Origin of the sequence: Acinetobacter sp. S54 (assembly GCF_016624945.1) — a bacterium.
In the GTDB taxonomy this organism is placed as follows: Bacteria; Pseudomonadota; Gammaproteobacteria; order Pseudomonadales; family Moraxellaceae; genus Acinetobacter.
This window is the reverse complement of record NZ_JACVUI010000004.1, coordinates 45,272-66,039: the sequence shown is the minus strand read 5'-3', so window position 1 is coordinate 66,039 and position 20,768 is coordinate 45,272. Positions and strand designations below refer to the sequence as shown.

Annotated in this window: 13 protein-coding genes; 7 read left to right on the top strand and 6 right to left on the bottom strand. The window is 38.8% G+C overall.

What is annotated here, in order from left to right; translation table 11 throughout:
- Window positions 1–260 precede the first annotated feature (260 nt).
- Window positions 261–1,295 carry an alpha/beta fold hydrolase gene (locus IAE20_RS08510; protein WP_200460438.1) on the top strand — a complete coding sequence of 345 codons (1,035 nt, stop codon included), beginning with the start codon at window positions 261–263 and terminating at the stop codon, window positions 1,293–1,295.
- 70 nt (window positions 1,296–1,365) lie between these two features.
- A complete protein-coding gene (locus tag IAE20_RS08505) occupies window positions 1,366–2,361 on the top strand; it encodes a hypothetical protein (RefSeq protein ID WP_200482130.1) in 996 nt (331 codons plus the stop codon).
- A gap of 54 nt (window positions 2,362–2,415) precedes the next feature.
- Here the strand turns inward: IAE20_RS08505 and IAE20_RS08500 are convergent, their stop codons facing one another.
- From IAE20_RS08500 to nfuA, 3 genes are all read right to left on the bottom strand, one after another.
- On the bottom strand, window positions 2,416–4,485 hold the full coding sequence (locus IAE20_RS08500) for a TonB-dependent receptor domain-containing protein (RefSeq protein ID WP_200482131.1): 2,070 nt from the start codon (window positions 4,483–4,485) through the stop codon (window positions 2,416–2,418).
- 187 nt (window positions 4,486–4,672) lie between these two features.
- Window positions 4,673–6,817 carry a TonB-dependent receptor domain-containing protein gene (locus tag IAE20_RS08495; RefSeq protein WP_200482132.1) on the bottom strand — a complete coding sequence of 715 codons (2,145 nt, stop codon included), beginning with the start codon at window positions 6,815–6,817 and terminating at the stop codon, window positions 4,673–4,675.
- A 188-nt stretch (window positions 6,818–7,005) separates the two neighbouring features.
- Window positions 7,006–7,644: a Fe-S biogenesis protein NfuA gene (gene nfuA, locus IAE20_RS08490; RefSeq protein ID WP_200460442.1), complete on the bottom strand. Its 639-nt coding sequence runs from the start codon at window positions 7,642–7,644 to the stop codon at window positions 7,006–7,008.
- Window positions 7,645–7,803: 159 nt separating this feature from the next.
- Here nfuA and IAE20_RS08485 point away from each other — a divergent pair, with 159 nt between their 5' ends.
- The 3 genes from IAE20_RS08485 (at window position 7,804) to IAE20_RS08475 (ending at window position 10,720) form a co-directional block, all read left to right on the top strand.
- On the top strand, window positions 7,804–8,421 hold the full coding sequence (locus IAE20_RS08485) for a rhomboid family intramembrane serine protease (protein WP_200460443.1): 618 nt from the start codon (window positions 7,804–7,806) through the stop codon (window positions 8,419–8,421).
- A gap of 254 nt (window positions 8,422–8,675) precedes the next feature.
- Entirely contained in the window at window positions 8,676–10,208 is a 1,533-nt protein-coding gene (locus IAE20_RS08480) for a hypothetical protein (RefSeq protein ID WP_200482133.1), read from the top strand.
- A 143-nt stretch (window positions 10,209–10,351) separates the two neighbouring features.
- Window positions 10,352–10,720 (top strand): DUF1090 family protein, encoded by a 369-nt coding sequence (locus tag IAE20_RS08475; RefSeq protein WP_200482134.1) that lies wholly within the window; start codon window positions 10,352–10,354, stop codon window positions 10,718–10,720.
- 36 nt (window positions 10,721–10,756) lie between these two features.
- Here the strand turns inward: IAE20_RS08475 and IAE20_RS08470 are convergent, their stop codons facing one another.
- The gene (locus IAE20_RS08470) at window positions 10,757–12,100 is read right to left on the bottom strand and encodes a D-serine ammonia-lyase (protein WP_200482135.1); all 1,344 of its coding nucleotides are present in this window, start codon (window positions 12,098–12,100) and stop codon (window positions 10,757–10,759) included.
- 132 nt (window positions 12,101–12,232) lie between these two features.
- Window positions 12,233–13,864, bottom strand: coding sequence for an inorganic phosphate transporter (locus IAE20_RS08465; protein ID WP_200460447.1), 1,632 nt, complete (start codon window positions 13,862–13,864; stop codon window positions 12,233–12,235).
- A gap of 437 nt (window positions 13,865–14,301) precedes the next feature.
- Here IAE20_RS08465 and metH point away from each other — a divergent pair, with 437 nt between their 5' ends.
- Window positions 14,302–17,988: a methionine synthase gene (gene metH / locus IAE20_RS08460; RefSeq protein WP_200482136.1), complete on the top strand. Its 3,687-nt coding sequence runs from the start codon at window positions 14,302–14,304 to the stop codon at window positions 17,986–17,988.
- 399 nt (window positions 17,989–18,387) lie between these two features.
- The gene (locus IAE20_RS08455; protein WP_200482137.1) at window positions 18,388–19,155 is read left to right on the top strand and encodes an META and DUF4377 domain-containing protein; all 768 of its coding nucleotides are present in this window, start codon (window positions 18,388–18,390) and stop codon (window positions 19,153–19,155) included.
- Window positions 19,156–19,227: 72 nt separating this feature from the next.
- Here the strand turns inward: IAE20_RS08455 and gdhA are convergent, their stop codons facing one another.
- Window positions 19,228–20,613, bottom strand: coding sequence for an NADP-specific glutamate dehydrogenase (gene gdhA / locus IAE20_RS08450; RefSeq protein ID WP_320159392.1), 1,386 nt, complete (start codon window positions 20,611–20,613; stop codon window positions 19,228–19,230).
- Window positions 20,614–20,768 lie beyond the last annotated feature (155 nt).

Below are 20,768 nucleotides of genomic sequence, written 5' to 3'. Positions count from 1 at the left end.
ACAAAAACTAAACTATGACAATCTTTCTGAGTTTTGATATTTTTTTAATCAATTTATGATAATTATTTGTTGTCTATAAATTTATTTACATTTTATTTTCCCAATAATACGACCTATTTAACATTTTTTGAGTCTGGACCAATGACCAAATTGACTATAATTCTTCTATATTTTTTCTAGCAGCAAATGACGACTATTTTGTCTTTATTTCATAATACAAAGACTCAAAAAGCGTCAGCAACTTTCAAGGATGAAGTTTAATGACTTTCCGCGTTCCTCAAATCACTTTTTCGTACATATTGGCATTTGCTTTTTGTATATGTATAGGATTTTTGGGAGGAACTTTGAACGTCGCTCAAGCCGCAGAATGTCATTTTAATTTACATGACGAATTGCAACAGCAACGTAACTGGGCTGGCTTAAAAACCAAAACCCTTAAAGTAGATGATGTTACCTGGGTTTATAGTGAAGGTGGCGCAAGCAATAAGCCGACTATTTTACTTATTCATGGTTTGGCAGGAAGTCGTGATAACTGGAACTCTATTGCTAGAGCATTAACTCCCTATTACCACGTGATTATTCCTGATCTTCCTATGGCAGGCGATACTATCGTTCCAAAAGACTTTGATTTATCCGTACCCAATGTAACAGAGAAACTGCGACGCTTTACTGAAGCCGCGCATTTATCCAACCAGATTAATATTGTCGGGCATTCTGTGGGTGGCGCCATTGCCATGCTCTATGCATCACAATATGCCTTCGATACACAAAGTCTGTTTCTAATCAGCAGTGCTGGTGTCTATCATTCTGCCAATACCATTTATTTAAAAGATCCAAATTATCTCAAACAGTTAATTGTTTCCAAAGAAGGCGATTTAAATTATGTGCTGAGTCAGGTCATGTATCATCCGCCTTTTTTGTCCAATGATTACAAACATGCCATGGAACAGAATTTAATCACACATGCACAGGAAACTGGTAAAATTGTTGATCAACTGGTTGCCTTGAAACGTCTCTATACGCCAGATACGTTTTCTGTTTTAACCCGTTCTATTGGAGCCCCGACCCTAATTTTATGGGGTGCAGAGGATAAAATTGTGAATGTAGAAGCAGCAAGCGAATTAAAAAAAATGTTGAAACGTGCCGAACCCCCTATTATTTTAAATCATGTCGGTCATATGCCTATACTTGAAGCAGATCAATTGGTTATTCAATACTATCTGCCTTTTTTAGAAAAAACCCAACATCAAAAAAATCCCTTAATCGATCCGCTTGTGTCCCTAGGCACACATTAAAAGCTACACACTAAATTCACACATTAAAAAGCCAAACTTTAAAAAGTCAGGCACTCAATTCAGGGATCCTATGAACAACGCTATCATTGACCAATTAATAGAAGCCCAGCTTGATTTTTTAGATCTGGAATTTTCACAAAAAAAGAATGTTCAGGCTGAATTTTCTTTGTTCTATCATTGGTTCAGAAAACAACAGTTGAAAGATTTGTGGTCATTTGAACAGATCTATCATTTAATTCAAACCCAAATTTTGGATAGTGCTGCCAGTCCCTTTTTAATTGAGCAAATCAGTGAACATATTCGTTTTGCACTGATTCACCCAAGCAATGATAATACGACGATTGAAGATATTATCCCTGTAGCAACAATTGACCATATTGCCCAATACGTTGCCAGCAAAAGCGAACATCGTAAGGTTCTCATTAAACGTATTACCAATAATCCTGCATTTTCTACCATGGTGACACAACTTATCCAGCATTCTATTCAGGATTATCTGGATAATTCCCTCATGAGTAAAAAAGTTCCTGGTGTTGGCCGTTTTATGAAGATGGGAAAATCCGTGCTTGAGTCAGTCACCGACTCTAATTTGGATGATACCGTTGCCAATTATCTTCAAAAAAATATTATTAAACTTAGTCAACTAAGTGAAACGGTACTGAATCAACATTTTAATGATGAAAAACTGTATCAGTTTCAAGCCAGTTTGTGGCACAAAATCAAAAAACTACCTGTGAATGTGGTGCGTAATTATATCGAAGTAAATGACCTGCCCAAGACTGTTGGACTTGGTCACGAAATTTGGGAACACATTCGTCAGACCGATTATCTAAAACAGCAGGTACATGATGGTGTATATGCTTGGTATGCACGCAATCAGGAACGTTCTTTTGATTTGCTATTACGCGACTTAAATATCAATGAAGAATTGATTCAGAATCAACTGACTGAATTATTGACTCCCATTATTCAAGAATTGATTCAATCCAAGCATTTGCGTGAACGTGCACGACATTATCTGGAAAAGTTTTATTATTCTGAGCAGGTTAAGAATATTCTGAATTAAATTAAAAAAGCCGCTTATGCGGCTTTTTTAGATGGTCATGACATACTCTAATGATTAGAAATTAGCTACGAAACTGATGCCATAACGACGGCCATCCAGTAACTGATCTCCATCAGCATTTTCCGCTTTTTCATTTAACAGGTTATATACACCAAATTTACCTTTCAGATTTGAGGTAAATTGATAATTAAAACCAACATCTAAAAACTTATAGCCTGGATTTGGATTAGACATTGATGTACGGCTTAAATATGCAGAAGTTTCGCCGCGATAATGCAAACGTGACCAGATATTTAAAGCATCATTAATATCGTAGTCAATGGTAATATTAAACATGTGTTCAGGCATTTCATTTAAAGAACGGCCTTTAAACTCGCCAGATTTAATTTCTGTATCTGTATAAGTATAGTTTGCACTTACAGTCATATACTCGTTCACATCTGACTCTACTGTCGCTTCTATACCTTTAAGTTCGGCTTTATCGACATTGATACGGTCACTGATAAAATAGAATGGTATCGCACCTTCGGCACATTTCCATGCAGCAACATTGTTACGATTGGTTGTAGAGCCATCAGTATCTGTTTCACAGGTGCGAACTTCGGTAATTTTATCTTTAAATTGAGTGATATATCCGGTTAGTGATGCTCGAAGATAATCATTTTTCCAGTTCAGTCCTAGCTCTGAAGATACGCTCGTTTCTGGATCAAGTTCAGGATTGGCACGAATGATCCCACGCCCTGTAGGTGTAGGAGAACCGCCCCCCCCAGTTACACTATAAAAACCCTCTGTCGCAGAACGGATGTCAGGTTGTTTATACCCAGTTGAGATGCCACCTTTTACTGTTAAGTTATCATTGAAACTATATACACCATATAGACGCGGTGAAAGATTACCTTTATAGTTTTCATCATAATCGTAACGTAAACCACCTGTAAGATTAAAACGATCCGTCATACTCCAAGTATCTTCCAAAAATACCGCAGCAGACCAGCGTGTCAGCTCACTAAATGTCGGGATGTTCGGATTACGGTTTGTCGCCTTATCGTTTAATGATTCGTCTTTATAATAAGCACCAAAAGATAAAATATGATCGGCTAAAGTCCAGTTCCATTGATTATTGAACGTCCAAGTCTCTAGTTCAATACCTTTGGTGTCTAATGTGGTATTTTCACGATCAGGATTTTTAGAATTTTCGTATTGTAAATATGTCGTGCTTTTCAGATTATCGGTGTAATGCCCATTATGTGTAATCGAATAAACATTACGATAATTACGTGAATATGAGTCAGCAGCATTGGCTACTGCTTCCACTGTTTTCCCAACTGTCGACTCACTTTCTTGTTTAACAAAATTGGCATCTAAAGCAAGGTCATGATTATCATTAATCAAATATGTTAATCGTGTATTTAAACTTTCTCGTTTATTACCACGAAAACCACCGACATATTGATCTTCTTCACGTTCTTGTTTATTAACATTGAGTTGTAACCCCAGTTTGTTTGGAATAAGTGGCCCTGCGATATAAATAGATCCATTCTTAATATCACCAGCGTCACCTTGATCCTGAATCAACGTACCTAGTTCAACTGTACCTGTCCACTCATCACTTACTTTCTTAGTAATAATATTGATGACACCACCCATTGCATCTGTACCATACAAGGTCGATGCAGGGCCACGAATGATTTCGATACGTTCAATCGCCGCTATAGGTGGTAAGATATTTTTTTCGAATCCATTATCATCTCCATTAGGATTCACATCTTTAGAGTATTGGCGTTTACCATCGACCAAAAATAAGGTGTAGTTTGATGACATACCACGAATGCTGACAGTCTGAGCAGAACCTGAGCCTGAAATTACGACCCCAGGTGTATTTCTGAGCACATCGGTTATATCGTTATATTCTCGTTTATCAAGTTCTTCGCGACTAATGACTGTCATGGATGCAGGCGCTTTTGAAACATCCTGTTCATAACCAGTTGCAGTAACAACAAGCGTTTCAAGTTTCACGTGTTCTGCTTGCTTGTCGCTTATAGTGCTATTTTGCTCAACCTCTATATTTGCATTTGCTGCCATACTGGCTAAAACTGATATCGTTAAAATTGAACGCTGAATCATTACCCGCCCCTTATGATTTCTTAAAAACTTAAAAATAGCTTAAAACTTGGGGGCATTTTAGCAAACAAATTGTAAAATTCAATAAAAACGAGAATTATTATTATTCATAATTTAACACCAAGGCCATTGTTTAGTTTAATTAAATAAAAAAGACGCTTAATGCGTCTTTTTTAACTACAATTAGCTTCTAGAAACGATATGTCATTCCTATAAATGCTGCTTGACCTTCCAAATAATAACCCGATGTACTACGTGCTAATTTTTTATTGAACAAATTATTAACACCAGCACGGATCGTAATGTCATCATTCACATCATAATTTGTAGCTAAACCAAATACCGTATGTGCTTTTTGCAAAGTTGTGTCTTTGGTCACATTGGTTGTATATTGTTTACCCACATATTCTGCAAGTAAATTTACTCCCCAAGCATCATTAATAAGATAGTCTAAAGACGAAGTAGCTGTTAATTCTGGCGTATTAATTAAGGCTGCACCTGTGTCCAAATTTTTTGCTTCAAAGAAATAAGTTGCACTATTTGTCCATTTAAATTGGTCAGTTAAGGGAATGGATGCACTAAATTCCAGCCCTTCCGTTCTCGCTTTTTGGATATTTCTTAACTGCGTCCACCAAACCCCATTAAATTGCCCTAAAGGAGAATATTCAATTTTATTTTCAAAATTTGTATAAAAATAAGTCAGATTAATATCTGTTCCAAAACCTGTGTAGTTTACTCCTATTTCATAATTTGTACTTTTTTCTGGCTGCAAATCGGCATTACCTGCCATATAACAACCACCTGAAATATATCCCATTGAAGCTAAAGACGTGCAACCATTTCCACCCGACTGAGTAGCCGCACCAGCTGTACTTTCCTTGATAGTAGGAGCACGGAAACCACTCGCCACGCCACCTTTTATAGCCCAATCATCACTTGGCAAATAGACTAAATAAGCACGAGGACTATTATGGTCACCAAATTTTTCGTCATGGTCATAACGGTTTCCTAGAGTCAGCTTTAACTTATCATTTAACTCTAATGTATCCTCAATGAATAACGCCCAAGTTTTGCCCTCTAATTTTGAAACTCCTTCATAATCAGCTCCATCATAGCTAGGTACTACATTCCCATTAGCATCTTTGATGGGAGTACCAATCGTATCTGTATTATTGAGTTCTGAACGACGCCATTGTCCACCCAAAGTTAATTTGTTAGGCACAATGAGGTCAAATGGTAAATTCACCTGCCCTTCTACAATCGACTCATTGGATTTTGCAGTTAAGCCATCGCCCGATTGATCATAATCGTTGTAATAAGCAGATAATTTTGAGGTAATTTCATGTCCCCATTTTCCATCCCAAGATGCAACATATCCCTGTTTCTCTAATTTATCAGCACCCCAACTCTGATTTGTATTTTGACCAGTTATTGCTCCAGTTGCACCATTTTGTGTAGTGACACCCTTTGCCTTTAAATTTTTTTCAATACCGTATGTGGCTTCAAGAGACAAGTCATGATTATCATTCAATTTAAAGTTAAATTGGCTACCAAAGTTATTATTAATATAACCTGTTGTACCCTCCACATTATTTAAATTCGCATCACCACCTCTAGGCGGAGTGGTTATAGTATAACCTTTATCAGATTCTCGACGAATCTGACTTGCGTTTAAACGTAATCCTACATTATCAGCGAGTGGTCCACTGACAACTGCACCTGTTTGAAACGTTCGACCTTTATCACCAGAAGTTGTCGGCTGTGTATAGTTATAAGTTGCACTACCTGTCCAATGATCCTGAATCTTTTTAGTAATAATATTGATTACTCCCCCCATCGCATCTGAACCATAAAGTGATGACATTGGTCCACGCACAACCTCAATTCGTTCAATCATATCTGGTGTAATCCAGTTTAAATCTTGTCTGCCCAAATCTGGACGATAGTTAGTATCACGCGATGAACCAATTCGTTTACCATCGATTAATATAAGTGTGTAATTATCTGGTAAACCACGTAATTTTATTTTTGACCCATCTCCATTTGTACTTAGACCACCTGTTACACCAGGAACACGCTTTAATACATCAGCCAAACTTGATACGGGACGCTTTTCAATCTCTTCAGCAGTAATAATAGAAATTGAAGCTGGTGCTTCCTTTAAATCAACTGCCTGACCACTGGCAGTTAAAACGATTTTTTCTAATTTTGTAGAATCTGTTTGTGTTGTGTTTTGTTCAGCATTTACAGTCTCTTCATCTGCTGCATGAACTGTGGAGAAAAGAGTTGCAGCAATTGCTGCTGAGAGTACGGTACGCAATATAGGTTGAGACATTTTCATCCCCTATTTTAAGAAATATTAAAAGAAGCTTAAAAAAACGATTGCATTGTAACAATTCACATATAAAAAACAATACTAATGATAATAATTATCATTATTTCTACATATTTTATTTAAAATTCCGATTTCTAGGCAAAAAAAACCTCTAGCTAAACTAGAGGTCTTTAGGTCATATTTCGTGATTATTTGAAATAAGCACCTTCTGCCTGTGTATGGTCAGTTTGATCCACAACACGCTGCAACTCAGGAATATGCTGGCGTAAAGTCGTTTCCACCCCTTGTTTTAAGGTTACATCAATTGCTGAACAACCCTGACACCCCCCTCCGAATTTGAGCACTGCTGTCAACCCTTTTTCAGGATCATCCTGTACTTCAACCAAAGCACAATTGCCCCCGTGGCCTGCTAAACCTGGATTAATTTCAGACTGAAGTACATAGGTAATGCGCTCTTCAATTGATGCATCAGGTCCAACACGTGGCACTTTGGAATTCGGAGCACGAAAAGTCAATTGACCACCAAAACGGTCTTTGTTGTAGTCAATCACAGCATCTACTAAATAAGGAATAGATGGCTGATCGATGTAAGCAGGAAATGCGGCATAATCCTGTTTGTAGTCAGTCGGAACCACTTCGTCAGGTGCGCTATATGCCATACAACATTCAGCACGTGGAGTACCCGGATGTTCAACAAAAACACGAACGCCAATTCCCGGAGTATTTTGTTTGTCCAACAGATCACTTAAATACTCTTGTGCAGATGGAGTAATCAAAAGGTTTGGAATTTCTTCTGCAACCACAGTGTTGGTGTTCTCAGTCGACATAATCATCATCCTCAAGCTGAAGTGCTTATTTTAACTGAAGATGCGGGAGAATTAAAAAAAATCAACCAAAATTGTCGGATTTATTCACACTAAAATGTGTCTTCCCTTGTTTTTAATGGCATTATGGCAGTTAAGTTTAATATTTTTATAAATTTTCCTATGTTTCATTTGCCTTTTAATCATACGATTACACTCATTGCAATTACCGTCATCATTTCCCTCCTTGCCTTTTCCAATCAGGCACTCATGAATCGTCTGATTTTCTGGCCCCCTGCTATGCAACGCGGTCAATATGATCGCTTCATTACCCATGGTTTTGTGCATGCAGACGGTACGCATTTACTATTTAACATGATTACCCTATTTTTCTTCGGCAGTGTCATTGAAAGTTTTTATCGCCAATATTTCTATGATCTAGGTTTTGTGCTGTTTTATTTAGGTGGTCTTATTTTTGCAATTTTGCCAAGTTATCTAAAACATAAAAATGACGCGAACTGGGCCAGTTTAGGTGCATCAGGTGCAGTCTCTGCGGTCCTGTTTGCCTATATTTTATTTGAGCCATGGAAATTAATTCTCGTATTTTTTATTCCTGTTCCTGCCATCATTTTTGCAATTTTATATGTTGGATATAGTATTTGGTCTGGTAAACGTGGCAATAGTAATATTAATCATAGTGCACATTTATGGGGCGCAGCCTATGGTGTCGTGATGACTATTATTTTGGAGCCACGACTGATTACACATTTCATAAATAAACTCACACATCTGCCTTTTTGATCGATGACTCTACTAAATTAAGCCCTTCAGGGCTTTTTTTATACGTACGATTTTATAAAAATTACGCTCTTAATTTGCTTTCATATCGTTGAGCCTATTTTTAAAAAGCGTTTAGTTCTCAAATCTGTTTACGACTGAACACTAGATTTAACGCTTTCTTGCAATTTTGGTAGTTAATGTCACCCTACAAAGCAAGTTGGCATAGATAATGTTTACATCTGTATATTAATGCCATTTAAAGTGAGTTTTTTTGCATGTCCAGTTCAATAGAAGGTTTACAATTTCCAGTCAATCCTGCTACTCAAAAGGCAAGTACCTCTCAGACTGGTAAAGCCATTATCTCTGAGGCATTGTCTTTGGTTGATAATCAAATCTCTCAACAGGCTGCAAAAGAAAAAGACTGGCGTAAAAACTACCCGACCTATTTTAAAGCGTTAGTTGAACAAGGCATTGCTAAAACAATCAATCCGATTACCATCGCCAAACAAGGCTTGCATAAAGCACACCATAGTTTTGAATTTTATCGTAATGGCGAACAATATTTGCTTAAAGATGTGATTCAGGTACCCGATATTGCAGAATTAAATACTGTTATATTAAAAGGCGAAAGTCAGGAAAAGCCTGAATGGTATGTCCCCTACCAAGGTAAAAAACTACAGGGACAAACATTGCTCGATCAAATTTCAAATTGGGAGCAGCGCGGTATCATTGAACCAAGCCATGCTCAAGCCCTAAAAGAAGTCAATGCTCATCCAGAATGGTTTGATTTATCAGATCGTACCATGGTGCTATTTGGTGCGGCATCTGAAGCTGGTCCACTAACATGGCTTGCAAAATGGAAAGCTAATATTGTTGCAGTTGACTTACCCAATGCCAAAGTCTGGGACAAGATATTAACCACCATTCAGCAGGGAAATGCCACTTTGATTGCTCCAAGTCTGGAGCCTGTAAATAATACGACTCCGTCTTATGAACTTAAAGATAAGCTAGGAGCAAACCTGCTGACGCAATTACCTGAAATTGCCGAATGGCTGATTAAGTTTGAACAAAGTCTGGATCTCGCTGCTATTGCTTATCTGGATGGCGAAAAACATGTACGTGTGTCCATGGCCATGGACACCATCATGAGTCTGGTCAGCGAACGTAAGGCAAATACTAGTCTAATGTTTATGTGTACTCCTACTGATGTTTATGCTGTGCCTAAAGAAGTGGTGGCGGCAGCGCATCAAAAGTCATTACAACGCTCCACACTACAAAAGTTACTGACCAAAGGAATTTCAACACTTTCATTAAAGCATTTCTTTAAAGCCAATCAACAAAGCCTGATTCGTTCAGATAATGGAAAAGAATATGGTATTGCAGATTGTCTAGTAATTGAACAAGGGCCAAATTATGCTTTGGCAAAACGCATTCAACAGTGGCGCGCAACTTTGGCGCGTTATCAAGGACAGCGCGTGAGCATCAATATCGCACCCTCAACCACCACCCATTCAGTCACCAAAAATCCGCTTTTAAAAGCAGCATTTAATGGTGCCGATTTATTTGATGTAGAAGCATTTAAACCTGAAACAACCAATGCAATTATGGCTGCACTATGGGTACATGATTTAAGAAATAATAATTGCGTGGCTAACCCAGAAACTGAACTTGAACATCCGCTAGAGTTAATGATGGAGGGCGCAAATCATGGAGGATTATGGCGCGTGGCTTATTTGGCAAGGACTGCACTACCATTTGCTGCAATTTATGGCTTTATTAGTGATAAAAATCCATTGAAAAAAAGATAAATATAACCGTCTTAAATGCCAATATTTATGGGAGAAGACTTGATAGATTGAGCTCTGGGCATCAGGTGACTGATTTTTAAATAAATTCATCACCTGAGGATGTCCAAACTCTATCTATCTTTTTAACAATTTGGTTTCTCCTAATGAATAATGTCAAAAAAACTGTCGTTGTTTTGGCAACAGTTTTGGTATTTATCTCTTCAACCTATGCTGCACAAGATTGTGAAATTAAAAAACAGGAACTTACTTATCAACTTCACCATGCTGAAAAATATGCAAGCAATTATCGGGTTGAAGATTTAAAACGCGCAATAGAAAGTATCGATCGTTATTGTCACGACGATACTTCAGTACAAATTAGAATACAGGTAAAAACTAAACAGAAAATTAAGAAGTTAAAAACTGAACTTTCTGAAGCCCAGCAAAAGCAAGACACGAAAAAAATTGCAAAAACACAGCAAGAACTAAATAAAGCACTGTTCGAACTTGAACAAATTCAAAGCATCAATTAACAATTTAAAGCTCAATGAGACTCAATACAGTACACGTTAATTGAGCTCTTTCGTATTCTTAGCCTGTTGTAAGTATTTTTGCATTTCATCTTCTGGCACCATGCCCCCACCCGTTGCCCATACAACATGAGTGGCATTGGCTAATTGCAATGGGGTGAATTGATGCAATTGTTGATAGGATATTTGCGTGGCCGTATAGTATGCCCCGCCAAATCCCGCCGCTGCGGAAGGTTCGAGTCGAATTTGTTCGGATTGATCTAATTGTGAAATAAAATCGTAGAGACTTTGATCAGAGATAGTGTAGTACCCATCAATCAGGCCTTGCATAGCACGTCCCACAAAACCCGATGCTCGTCCGACTGCGAGGCCGTCTGCGGCAGTTAAATTATCCCGTCCAATATCATTGACACAGATCTGATCGTGTAAACCTGTATAAACGCCAAGTAGCATACACGGCGAATGCGTTGGTTCAGCGAAGATACAGTGGACATGTTCACCGAAAGCATGCTTAAGTCCAAAGCTGACACCATCTGGTCCACCACCGACACCGCAAGGTAGATATACAGATAATGGATGCTCTGCATCCACTGCTTGATGGTTCTCGATCAATTGGTGTTTAAGTCTCAAACCTGCGACGGCATAGCCTAAAAATAAAGTTTTGGAATTTTCATCATCAATAAAAAAACAGTTGGGATCGGTCTCTGCCAATTTACGCCCCTGCTCAACAGCAACTCCGTAATCACTGGCATATTCGACCACATTGACACCTAAAGACCGTAGCTTATCTTTTTTCCATTGTCTGGCATCCGCAGACATATGTACTGAAACTCTAAACCCTAGTTTAGCACTCATGATACCAATCGAAAGTCCTAGATTGCCTGTTGAACCGACTGCGATCTGATACTTCTGAAAAAACGTTCTGAATTCATCTGAATCAAATTTTCGATAATTTTCTTCTACAGATATTAAGCCAGCAGTTAAAGCTAATGTTTCAGCATGAGCAAGCACCTCATATATTCCACCCCTCGCTTTGATCGAACCTGAAATTGGTAAATGACTATCTTTTTTCAACCACCATTGACCTTGTAAAGGAATATTCCACTGTAGTGAAAGTTGTTGCTGTATGCGCGGAATACGCACCAACTCAGACTCAATCACACCCTGCTGATTTTGCGTTTCTGGGAAAACCTGAGCAATAAATGGCGCGAAACATTGTAATCTACGTTCTGCATCTTCAATATCGGAACGTACTAAACCTACGGCCTGTAAGCTTTGCTGTAATGAGTTGGTTTCAGATGGAAACCAAAAAACCGGCTGGTACTGTTGTAATATTTGAATCAATGGATCTTGTTGTAATTTAGCTAAATTTAAAGCAGTCATTATGATCAATATCAAAGTAGTTTTCAGCTACAAAATATCAAACATCGTAGAAAATAAAAGGTTTATTTGTAAAAAATTCAGATAAGAAAAAGGCCACTCTTGTGACCTTTTGTTCGCTATATGAAGATTTAATTAGCCAACAAACTGCAAGAACAACCAATATAAACCACCCGATAAACAGATAGTTGCAGGTAAAGTAAATACCCAAGCCGATAAAATCGTTTTGATCGTATTAAAATTTAAACCCGATTTATTGGCAACCATTGTCCCTGCAACCGCACTGTTTAATACATGCGTAGTTGAAACAGGCATCCCCAATCCATCAGCTGCTGCAATGGTACTCATTGCAACCAATTCAGCTGACATACCTTGTCCATAAGTCATGTGATGCTTACCAATACGCTCACCGACTGTGACCACAATACGCTTCCAACCGACCATTGTTCCCAAACCTAAAGCCAGCGCAACTGCAACTTTGACCCACGTTGGAATATATTGCAGGAAAGAATCCAGACTATCACGATATTGTTTAACCACTTTTTGCTGATCTGATGACATTGCAGGTAATGCTTCTGCCTTGTCCAAACGCTTAAAAGTTGTAGTACTTAAGTACATATCATTACGAATATTACCAATCGCATCTTCAGGAATATCTTTTAGACTGCCATAACTACCGACACGTTGACCCAAATGTTCAGTCAAGCTAGCTAATGCAGGAACCACGTCAGGCGTTTGCTGTTTGGTCTGAATATACTTAGTCAAAATAATACGTGCTTTTTCATCTTCCACATCAGTATGCTGGGCATAAAGCACGGTTGAAGTCTGTCCAGACAATTGCTCAAAGGTTTGTAATTGCTGCGCGTCCAAACTCTTATTCAATGAATAAGCCATTGGAACCAAACCAATCAACACCAACATGATGAGACCCATACCTTTTTGGCCATCATTAGAACCGTGGGCAAAACTTACGCCTGTACAGGTGAAAATTAAAATGGCACGAATCAACGGTGGCGGTGGTTTATTACCTTCTGGTGGTTGGAAAAGTTCAAGTTGGCGCTTAAATACTTTTTTTACTAATAGGAATAGAACAGCAGCAAAGGCAAAACCAATCAATGGAGAAAAGAGTAAAGCTTTACCTACTTTAATTACCTGATCCATATCAATGCCGCTGGTACTACCCGTTGCAGCATTAATCAGATGATTCATGATTCCCACACCTAAAATCGAACCGATTAAAGTATGTGAACTCGAAGCAGGAATTCCTAAAAACCAAGTTCCCAAATTCCAGATAATCGCGGCAATCAACAAGGCGAAAACCATGGCAAACCCAGCACCGCTGCTGACGTTCATGATCAGTTCAACAGGTAAGAGCGCAATAATTCCGTAGGCCACTGCACCACTTGCCACCATAACACCAAGAAAATTACAGAAACCCGCCCACATGACCGCAACAGGCGCAGGCAGTGCATTGGTATAAATGACCGTCGCCACAGCATTTGCCGTGTCATGAAACCCATTCACAAACTCAAAGCCCAATGCAATGAAAAGTGCAGTTGCCAGTAAAATCATGGAATATAAACTTAAAGCAGGCACATGTGCCAAATCTGCATTCACCTGAACTGCGATGTAAATCAGAGTTGCAATAATAACCGTAAAAAACACCGGCATAAAAAACTTCGGTGTAGGTACATGTACATTCGTCGATTGAACATGTCCAGCTTCGACATGATTTGAATCCGAAACGGGAGGAAGATTTGAATTCATGTAGACGGTTCGAGGGGATCGTTAAAATCCCCATATTCTTAAATTAAATTATGACAATTATATGACAAATAGGGGTCTAATGAAGTCATTTTTTAGACATTTGACTTCATGAATGGCCATTTTTAGGGTTATTATATGCCAAATTTATTAATTAAATTAATAAAATACAACAACTTGAGTCAAAAAAATAATTATGACATTCAAGTGTAGTATTTTGAAGCAATTATTCTGAAATATGACAGAGTTTCATCTTTCAGCGTACTTTTTTTATCGATGTCTTATTCTGAAACATGAATATTGCATTTTGATGAAATCATCACCATCTTCATCCTAAATTGTATGAATCCCTTTGGGGCATTTCATTGATCAATCAAACCCACCTATTGCTAGGGATTCTGTTACAATAATGCGCCTTTTAAACTTCGTCTGGGGTTCTTATGTCCACGCTTGCCACCCTGAAATCACTTCTCGCCCAACGTATCTTGATTATTGATGGTGCAATGGGAACCATGATTCAACGCCATAAATTAGAAGAAGAAGATTATCGTGGTGAACGCTTTGCTGATTGGGCTTCTGACCTAAAAGGTAATAACGACTTATTGGTTTTAACACAGCCCCAGATTATTCAAGGTATTCATGAAGCGTATCTGGATGCAGGTGCAGACATTATTGAAACCAATAGCTTTAACGGCACACGTGTTTCCATGTCAGATTATCACATGGAAGACCTTGTTCCTGAGATTAACCGTGAAGCTGCGCGTTTAGCCAAGCAAGCTTGTCAAAAATATTCGACGCCTGATAAGCCTCGTTTTGTTGCTGGTGTACTTGGCCCTACCTCTCGGACCTGTTCTATTTCACCTAATGTGAACGATCCAGCATTTCGTAATATTACTTTTGATGAACTAAAAGAAAACTATATTGAAGCAACACATGCGCTGATTGAAGGCGGTGCAGATATCCTTTTGATCGAAACCGTGTTTGATACTTTAAACTGTAAAGCTGCAATCTTTGCAGTCAAAGAAGTATTCAAGCAAATTGGACGAGAGCTCCCGTTGATGATTTCGGGCACGATCACTGATGCATCGGGTCGTACCTTAACTGGTCAAACTGCGGAAGCGTTTTGGAATTCAGTGCGTCACGGCGATCTACTTTCCATTGGGTTTAACTGTGCTTTGGGCGCAGATGCAATGCGTCCACACGTGAAAACGATTTCTGATGTTGCTGATACTTTTGTTTCAGCGCACCCGAATGCTGGCTTACCAAATGCTTTTGGTGAATATGATGAAACTCCTGAGCAAACCGCGGCATTTTTAAAAGAGTTTGCCGAAAGTGGTTTAATCAATATTACAGGCGGTTGCTGTGGTACAACACCTGATCATATTCGTGCGATTTATAACGCAGTAAAAGACATCAAACCACGCCAAATCCCTGAGACTAAACCCGCTTGCCGTTTAAGTGGTTTAGAACCATTTAATATTTATGATGATTCACTTTTTGTAAATGTTGGCGAACGCACTAACGTGACGGGTTCAAAAAAATTCCTGCGTTTAATTCGCGAAGAAAATTTTAGTGAAGCCTTAGACGTTGCACAGCAACAGGTTGAAGCAGGCGCACAAATCATCGACATCAACATGGATGAGGGCATGCTCGATTCGCAAAATGCGATGGTACACTTCCTGAATCTTGTCGCGTCTGAACCAGATATCTCTCGTGTGCCAATCATGATTGACTCCTCAAAATGGGAAATCATTGAGGCAGGCTTGAAGTGTGTACAAGGCAAACCTGTTGTTAACTCGATTTCCCTAAAAGAAGGGTATGACGAATTTGTTGAAAAAGCACGTTTGTGTCGCCAGTTTGGGGCTGCAATTATTGTCATGGCTTTTGATGAAGTTGGTCAGGCAGATACAGCTGCACGTAAACGTGAAATTTGTAAACGTTCTTATGACATTTTGGTCAATGAAGTAGGCTACCCTGCTGAAGACATTATTTTTGACCCGAACGTATTTGCAGTCGCAACGGGAATCGAAGAACACAACAATTATGCTGTGGACTTTATTGAAGCCACAGGCTGGATCAAACAAAACTTGCCTCATGCCATGATTTCTGGCGGTGTCTCTAACGTTTCCTTCTCCTTCCGTGGCAATGAACCTGTCCGTGAAGCAATTCACTCGGTATTTCTCTACCATGCCATTAAACAAGGCATGACCATGGGAATCGTCAATGCAGGTCAAATGGCGATTTATGATGATATTCCCAAAGAACTCAAAGAAGCCGTTGAAGATGTGGTTCTAAACCAGAACCAAGGTGAATCTGGTCAAAATGCTACAGAAAAACTGCTTGAAGTAGCGGAGAAATTCCGTGGTCACAGTGGTGCACAGCGTGAAGCTGAAAATCTGGAATGGCGAAATGAGTCAGTTGAAAAACGCCTTGAATACGCGCTTGTGAAAGGGATCACTACGTATATTGATGAAGATACCGAAGAAGCCCGTTTAAAAGCCAAACGTCCACTGGATGTTATTGAAGGTGCATTGATGGATGGTATGAACGTGGTCGGTGACCTGTTCGGCTCAGGTAAAATGTTCTTGCCGCAAGTGGTGAAATCTGCACGTGTGATGAAACAAGCCGTGGCATGGTTAAACCCCTACATCGAAGCTGAAAAAACAGGTAGCCAATCTAAAGGTAAAGTGTTGATGGCGACCGTAAAAGGCGATGTACACGATATTGGTAAAAATATCGTCGGCGTGGTTTTAGGCTGTAATGGCTACGATATTGTTGATCTTGGAGTGATGGTACCTGCGGAAAAAATTCTGCAAACTGCCATTGATGAAAAATGTGACATCATTGGTTTGTCTGGTTTGATCACCCCATCTTTGGATGAAATGGTCTTTGTTGCCAAAGAAATGCAACGAAAAGGTTTCAATATCCCTTTATTGATTGGTGGTGCAACCACATCGAAAGCACATACCGCAGTAAAAATCGATCCACAATATTCAAATGATGCCGTGATTTATGTTGCCGATGCTTCGCGTGCGGTGGGCGTAGCAACAACTCTGCTCTCGAAAGAAATGCGTGGTAATTTTATTGCAGAACATAGAGCAGAATATGCCAAAATTCGTGAACGCTTAGCCAACAAGCAACCAAAAGCAGCTAAACTCAGTTATGCTGAATCGATTGCAAATGGTTTCAAAGTTGATGAAAACTACGTGCCACCAAAACCAAATGCGTTAGGTACACACGTTATTAAAAATTATCCGCTTGAAACTTTAGTGCCATATTTTGACTGGACACCTTTCTTTATTTCTTGGAGTTTGGCAGGTAAGTTCCCTAAAATTTTGAAAGATGAAGTAGTGGGTGAAGCAGCCACTGATTTATACAAGCAAGCACAAGCCATGCTTAAAGACATTATTGAGAATCATCGTTTTGATGCACGTGCGGTGTTTGGTTTATATCCAGCTCAACGTACGGGTGCAGATAGCGTCAGCGTTTTTGATGAAAATGGTCAAAATGTCACGCATACGTTTGAACATGTTCGTCAGCAATCTGACAAAGTCACAGGTAAGCCAAATCTATCTTTAGCCGACTTCATTAGCTCATCAAAAGACAATACCGATTATCTGGGTGGTTTCACTGTGTCAATTTTCGGTGCAGAAGAATTGGCGAATGACTATAAAGCCAAAGGTGATGATTACTCTGCGATCTTGGTTCAATCTCTAGCTGATCGTTTTGCTGAAGCTTTTGCTGAACATTTGCATGAACGTATTCGTAAGGAGTTCTGGGGTTACAAAGCCGATGAGACTTTAGATAACGACGCTTTAATTAAAGAGAAATATGTCGGTATTCGTCCTGCGCCGGGTTATCCTGCTTGTCCAGAACATTCTGAGAAAGCCGTGTTATTTGACTGGTTGGGTTCTGAAGCGAAGATAGGGACCAAGTTGACTGAGCACTTTGCCATGATGCCCCCTTCTTCTGTGAGTGGCTTCTACTATTCGCATCCAGACAGTGAATACTTTAACGTTGGCAAAATTTCTCAGGATCAACTTGAAGATTATGCAAAACGTAAAGGTTGGACACTGGATGAAGCAAAACGTTGGTTGGCACCGAATTTAGATGATTCAATTGCGTAAAGCTAAACAAGGAATCCTCTTAAAATTTAATCTTTCTCAGTAAGAGTTGGATGATTTAACCAAGTAACATTTAAGGACGAAGTTCTGTATTTTACAGAGCTTCGTCCTTCTCATTATCTTGATCACATGTGTCAATTTGCTGGATTCTATACATGCAGAATGCCAGAGTTATAATAGTTATGAAGGTAAGAATTACTATAAAAAACTTAATTAAAGTCATTTATAAATTTACAAGCCTTTAGAAGATAACCATTTTTTAGAAAATTTATAATTTTTTTAAGATGACGTCATTGTTGCAAAATAAATACAATATGAAACTGAAAGCCTGCATTGTTCTTGTTTTATTTTTCTAATAATCTATTAATATACAGTCTGTTAAAGCAATAATTGTACTATTAAATGAAAATCAGATGTTTAATCCTTGCTCTTTTACCTTTTTCCATTGTGGCATGCCAATCTGTTCAACAGACTTCAGCTCCAGCCGTAATTCATGCAGAAAAACAAATGAATGCAAACAAAATTTTGAGCGCTTATACATGGTCATATCAGCCAGATGGTACCCCTCGCCCAGTTCAATTAAATTTTTCTGAAAATCGTTTAAGTATTATTACGGGCTGTAATAATCAGGGCGGCTCATGGAAAATCGAAAATAATCAATTAATTACATCCTCTCTAGTTTCAACTATGAAAGCTTGTGAACCTGCTCTCATGAAGAATGAACGATTCGCAAGCGGTCTTTTAAGCGATCAAAAAAATAAATTTGAATTAAATACTTCCTCTATTGAGCAACCCACCCTGACTATTACCGCATCGAATGGTCAACAATATGAATTTAAAGGAACTATGACTCCTGAAACTAAGTATCAGTCTCAGGGTGAAATTATTTTTCTGGAAATCGCTCCAGAAACCAAACAATGCACTGGCGTAGCGCCACAAACCTGCTTACAGGTTCGTGAAATTAAATATGATGGTAAAGGCATCAAAACTCAGGTCGATAAAGACTGGACATTGTTTTATGATCAAATCGAAGGCTATCAGCATCGTGATGATCAACGTGTAATTATTCGGGTAAAACGTTATGAACGTAAAAACCCTGCGGCTGATCAGTCAAAATATGCTTATGTGCACGACATGACTGTTGAACAGGAAATGGTTAAAAAACCATAACCTCAAAATATGAATAAAAAAACCGATGCATTGAGCATCGGTTTTTTTATGTGCATTTACATATTTGTAGATTTAAAACACACCCTGTGCCAACATGGCATCAGCGACTTTTACAAAACCTGCAATATTGGCACCATCTACATAATTCACAGAACCATCGTCTTTGGTTCCATACTTCACGCAGTTCGCGTGAATATCTTTCATAATGGCATGTAAGCGCTCATCAACTTCTGCATGAGACCACGCTAGACGAATTGCATTCTGTGACATTTCAAGACCAGAAGTAGCTACCCCGCCCGCATTTGACGCTTTACCTGGCGCATATAAAATTTTAGCCTCAATAAATTTCTCAACTGCGCCCAATGTCGATGGCATATTTGCACCTTCAGCGACACAGATTACTCCATTTTTAATCAAAACTTCAGCATCTTGCGCCGTCAATTCATTTTGAGTGGCACACGGCAAAGCAATATCGACAGGAATATGCCATGGCGTTTTCCCTTCGAAATATTCAAAACCGTATTTAGATGCGAACTCAGAAATACGGCCACGCTTTTTATTTTTAAGCTCCATGATTTCAACTAAAAGCTCATCGGTAAACCCATTTTTTAGATAAACCGTGCCGTTGGAATCAGATAATGTCACGACTTTTGCACCAAGAAACATCGCTTTTTCAGCAGCAAACTGGGCAACATTTCCTGAACCTGAGATTGCAACTGTTTTATCCTGAAAATGTGTTCCGTGCGTTTTTAACATTTCTTCTGCAAAATAAACCGTACCGTAACCTGTAGCCTCAGGACGCATTAAGCTGCCGCCAAAAGAAATTCCCTTACCAGTAAATACAGATGAAGTATTATTACTGAGTTTTTTCATCATACCTGCCATGTAGCCGACTTCACGCCCACCTACCCCAATATCACCGGCGGGAATATCTGTATCTGGTCCTAAATGACGATAAAGTTCAATCATTAATGCCTGGCAAAAACGCATGATTTCGCCTTCAGACTTTCCTTTAGGATCAAAATCTGAACCACCTTTACCGCCACCCATAGGCAAGGTCGTCAATGCATTTTTAAAGGTCTGTTCAAAACCTAGAAATTTGAGAATAGATAAATTAACAGAAGGATGAAAACGCATCCCGCCTTTAAATGGTCCAATTGCAGAATTATATTGCACCCGAAAAGCACGATTAACTTGCGTTTGACCTTGATCATCGACCCACGATACACGAAATTGAATTGCGCGCTCAGGTTCGACCAAACGTTCCAGCAAACCATACTCTGCATATTCAGGATGCTTTTCAATAAAGGGCCACAAGCTCATCATGACTTCTTCAACGGCTTGTAGAAATTCTGGTTGATGCGGATCCCGTGCTTTCACGGCGTTTAGGAAGTCGTTAAGGCTAGTATATTTCAACGCTTCGTCCTCAGTTGTAAAATGATTCAATATTGTGCAAATTTTTCAAAGAATGATAAATTTTAGAGCAACTGATTAAATAATGTTTGGCACCCAAGCACAATCATTATTTATATTTTTTTATTTTTATTTATAATTCATATAATTAGTTTAAACACTTTATTTATTAGCTATATCACTTTTGTTTAATCATGCGC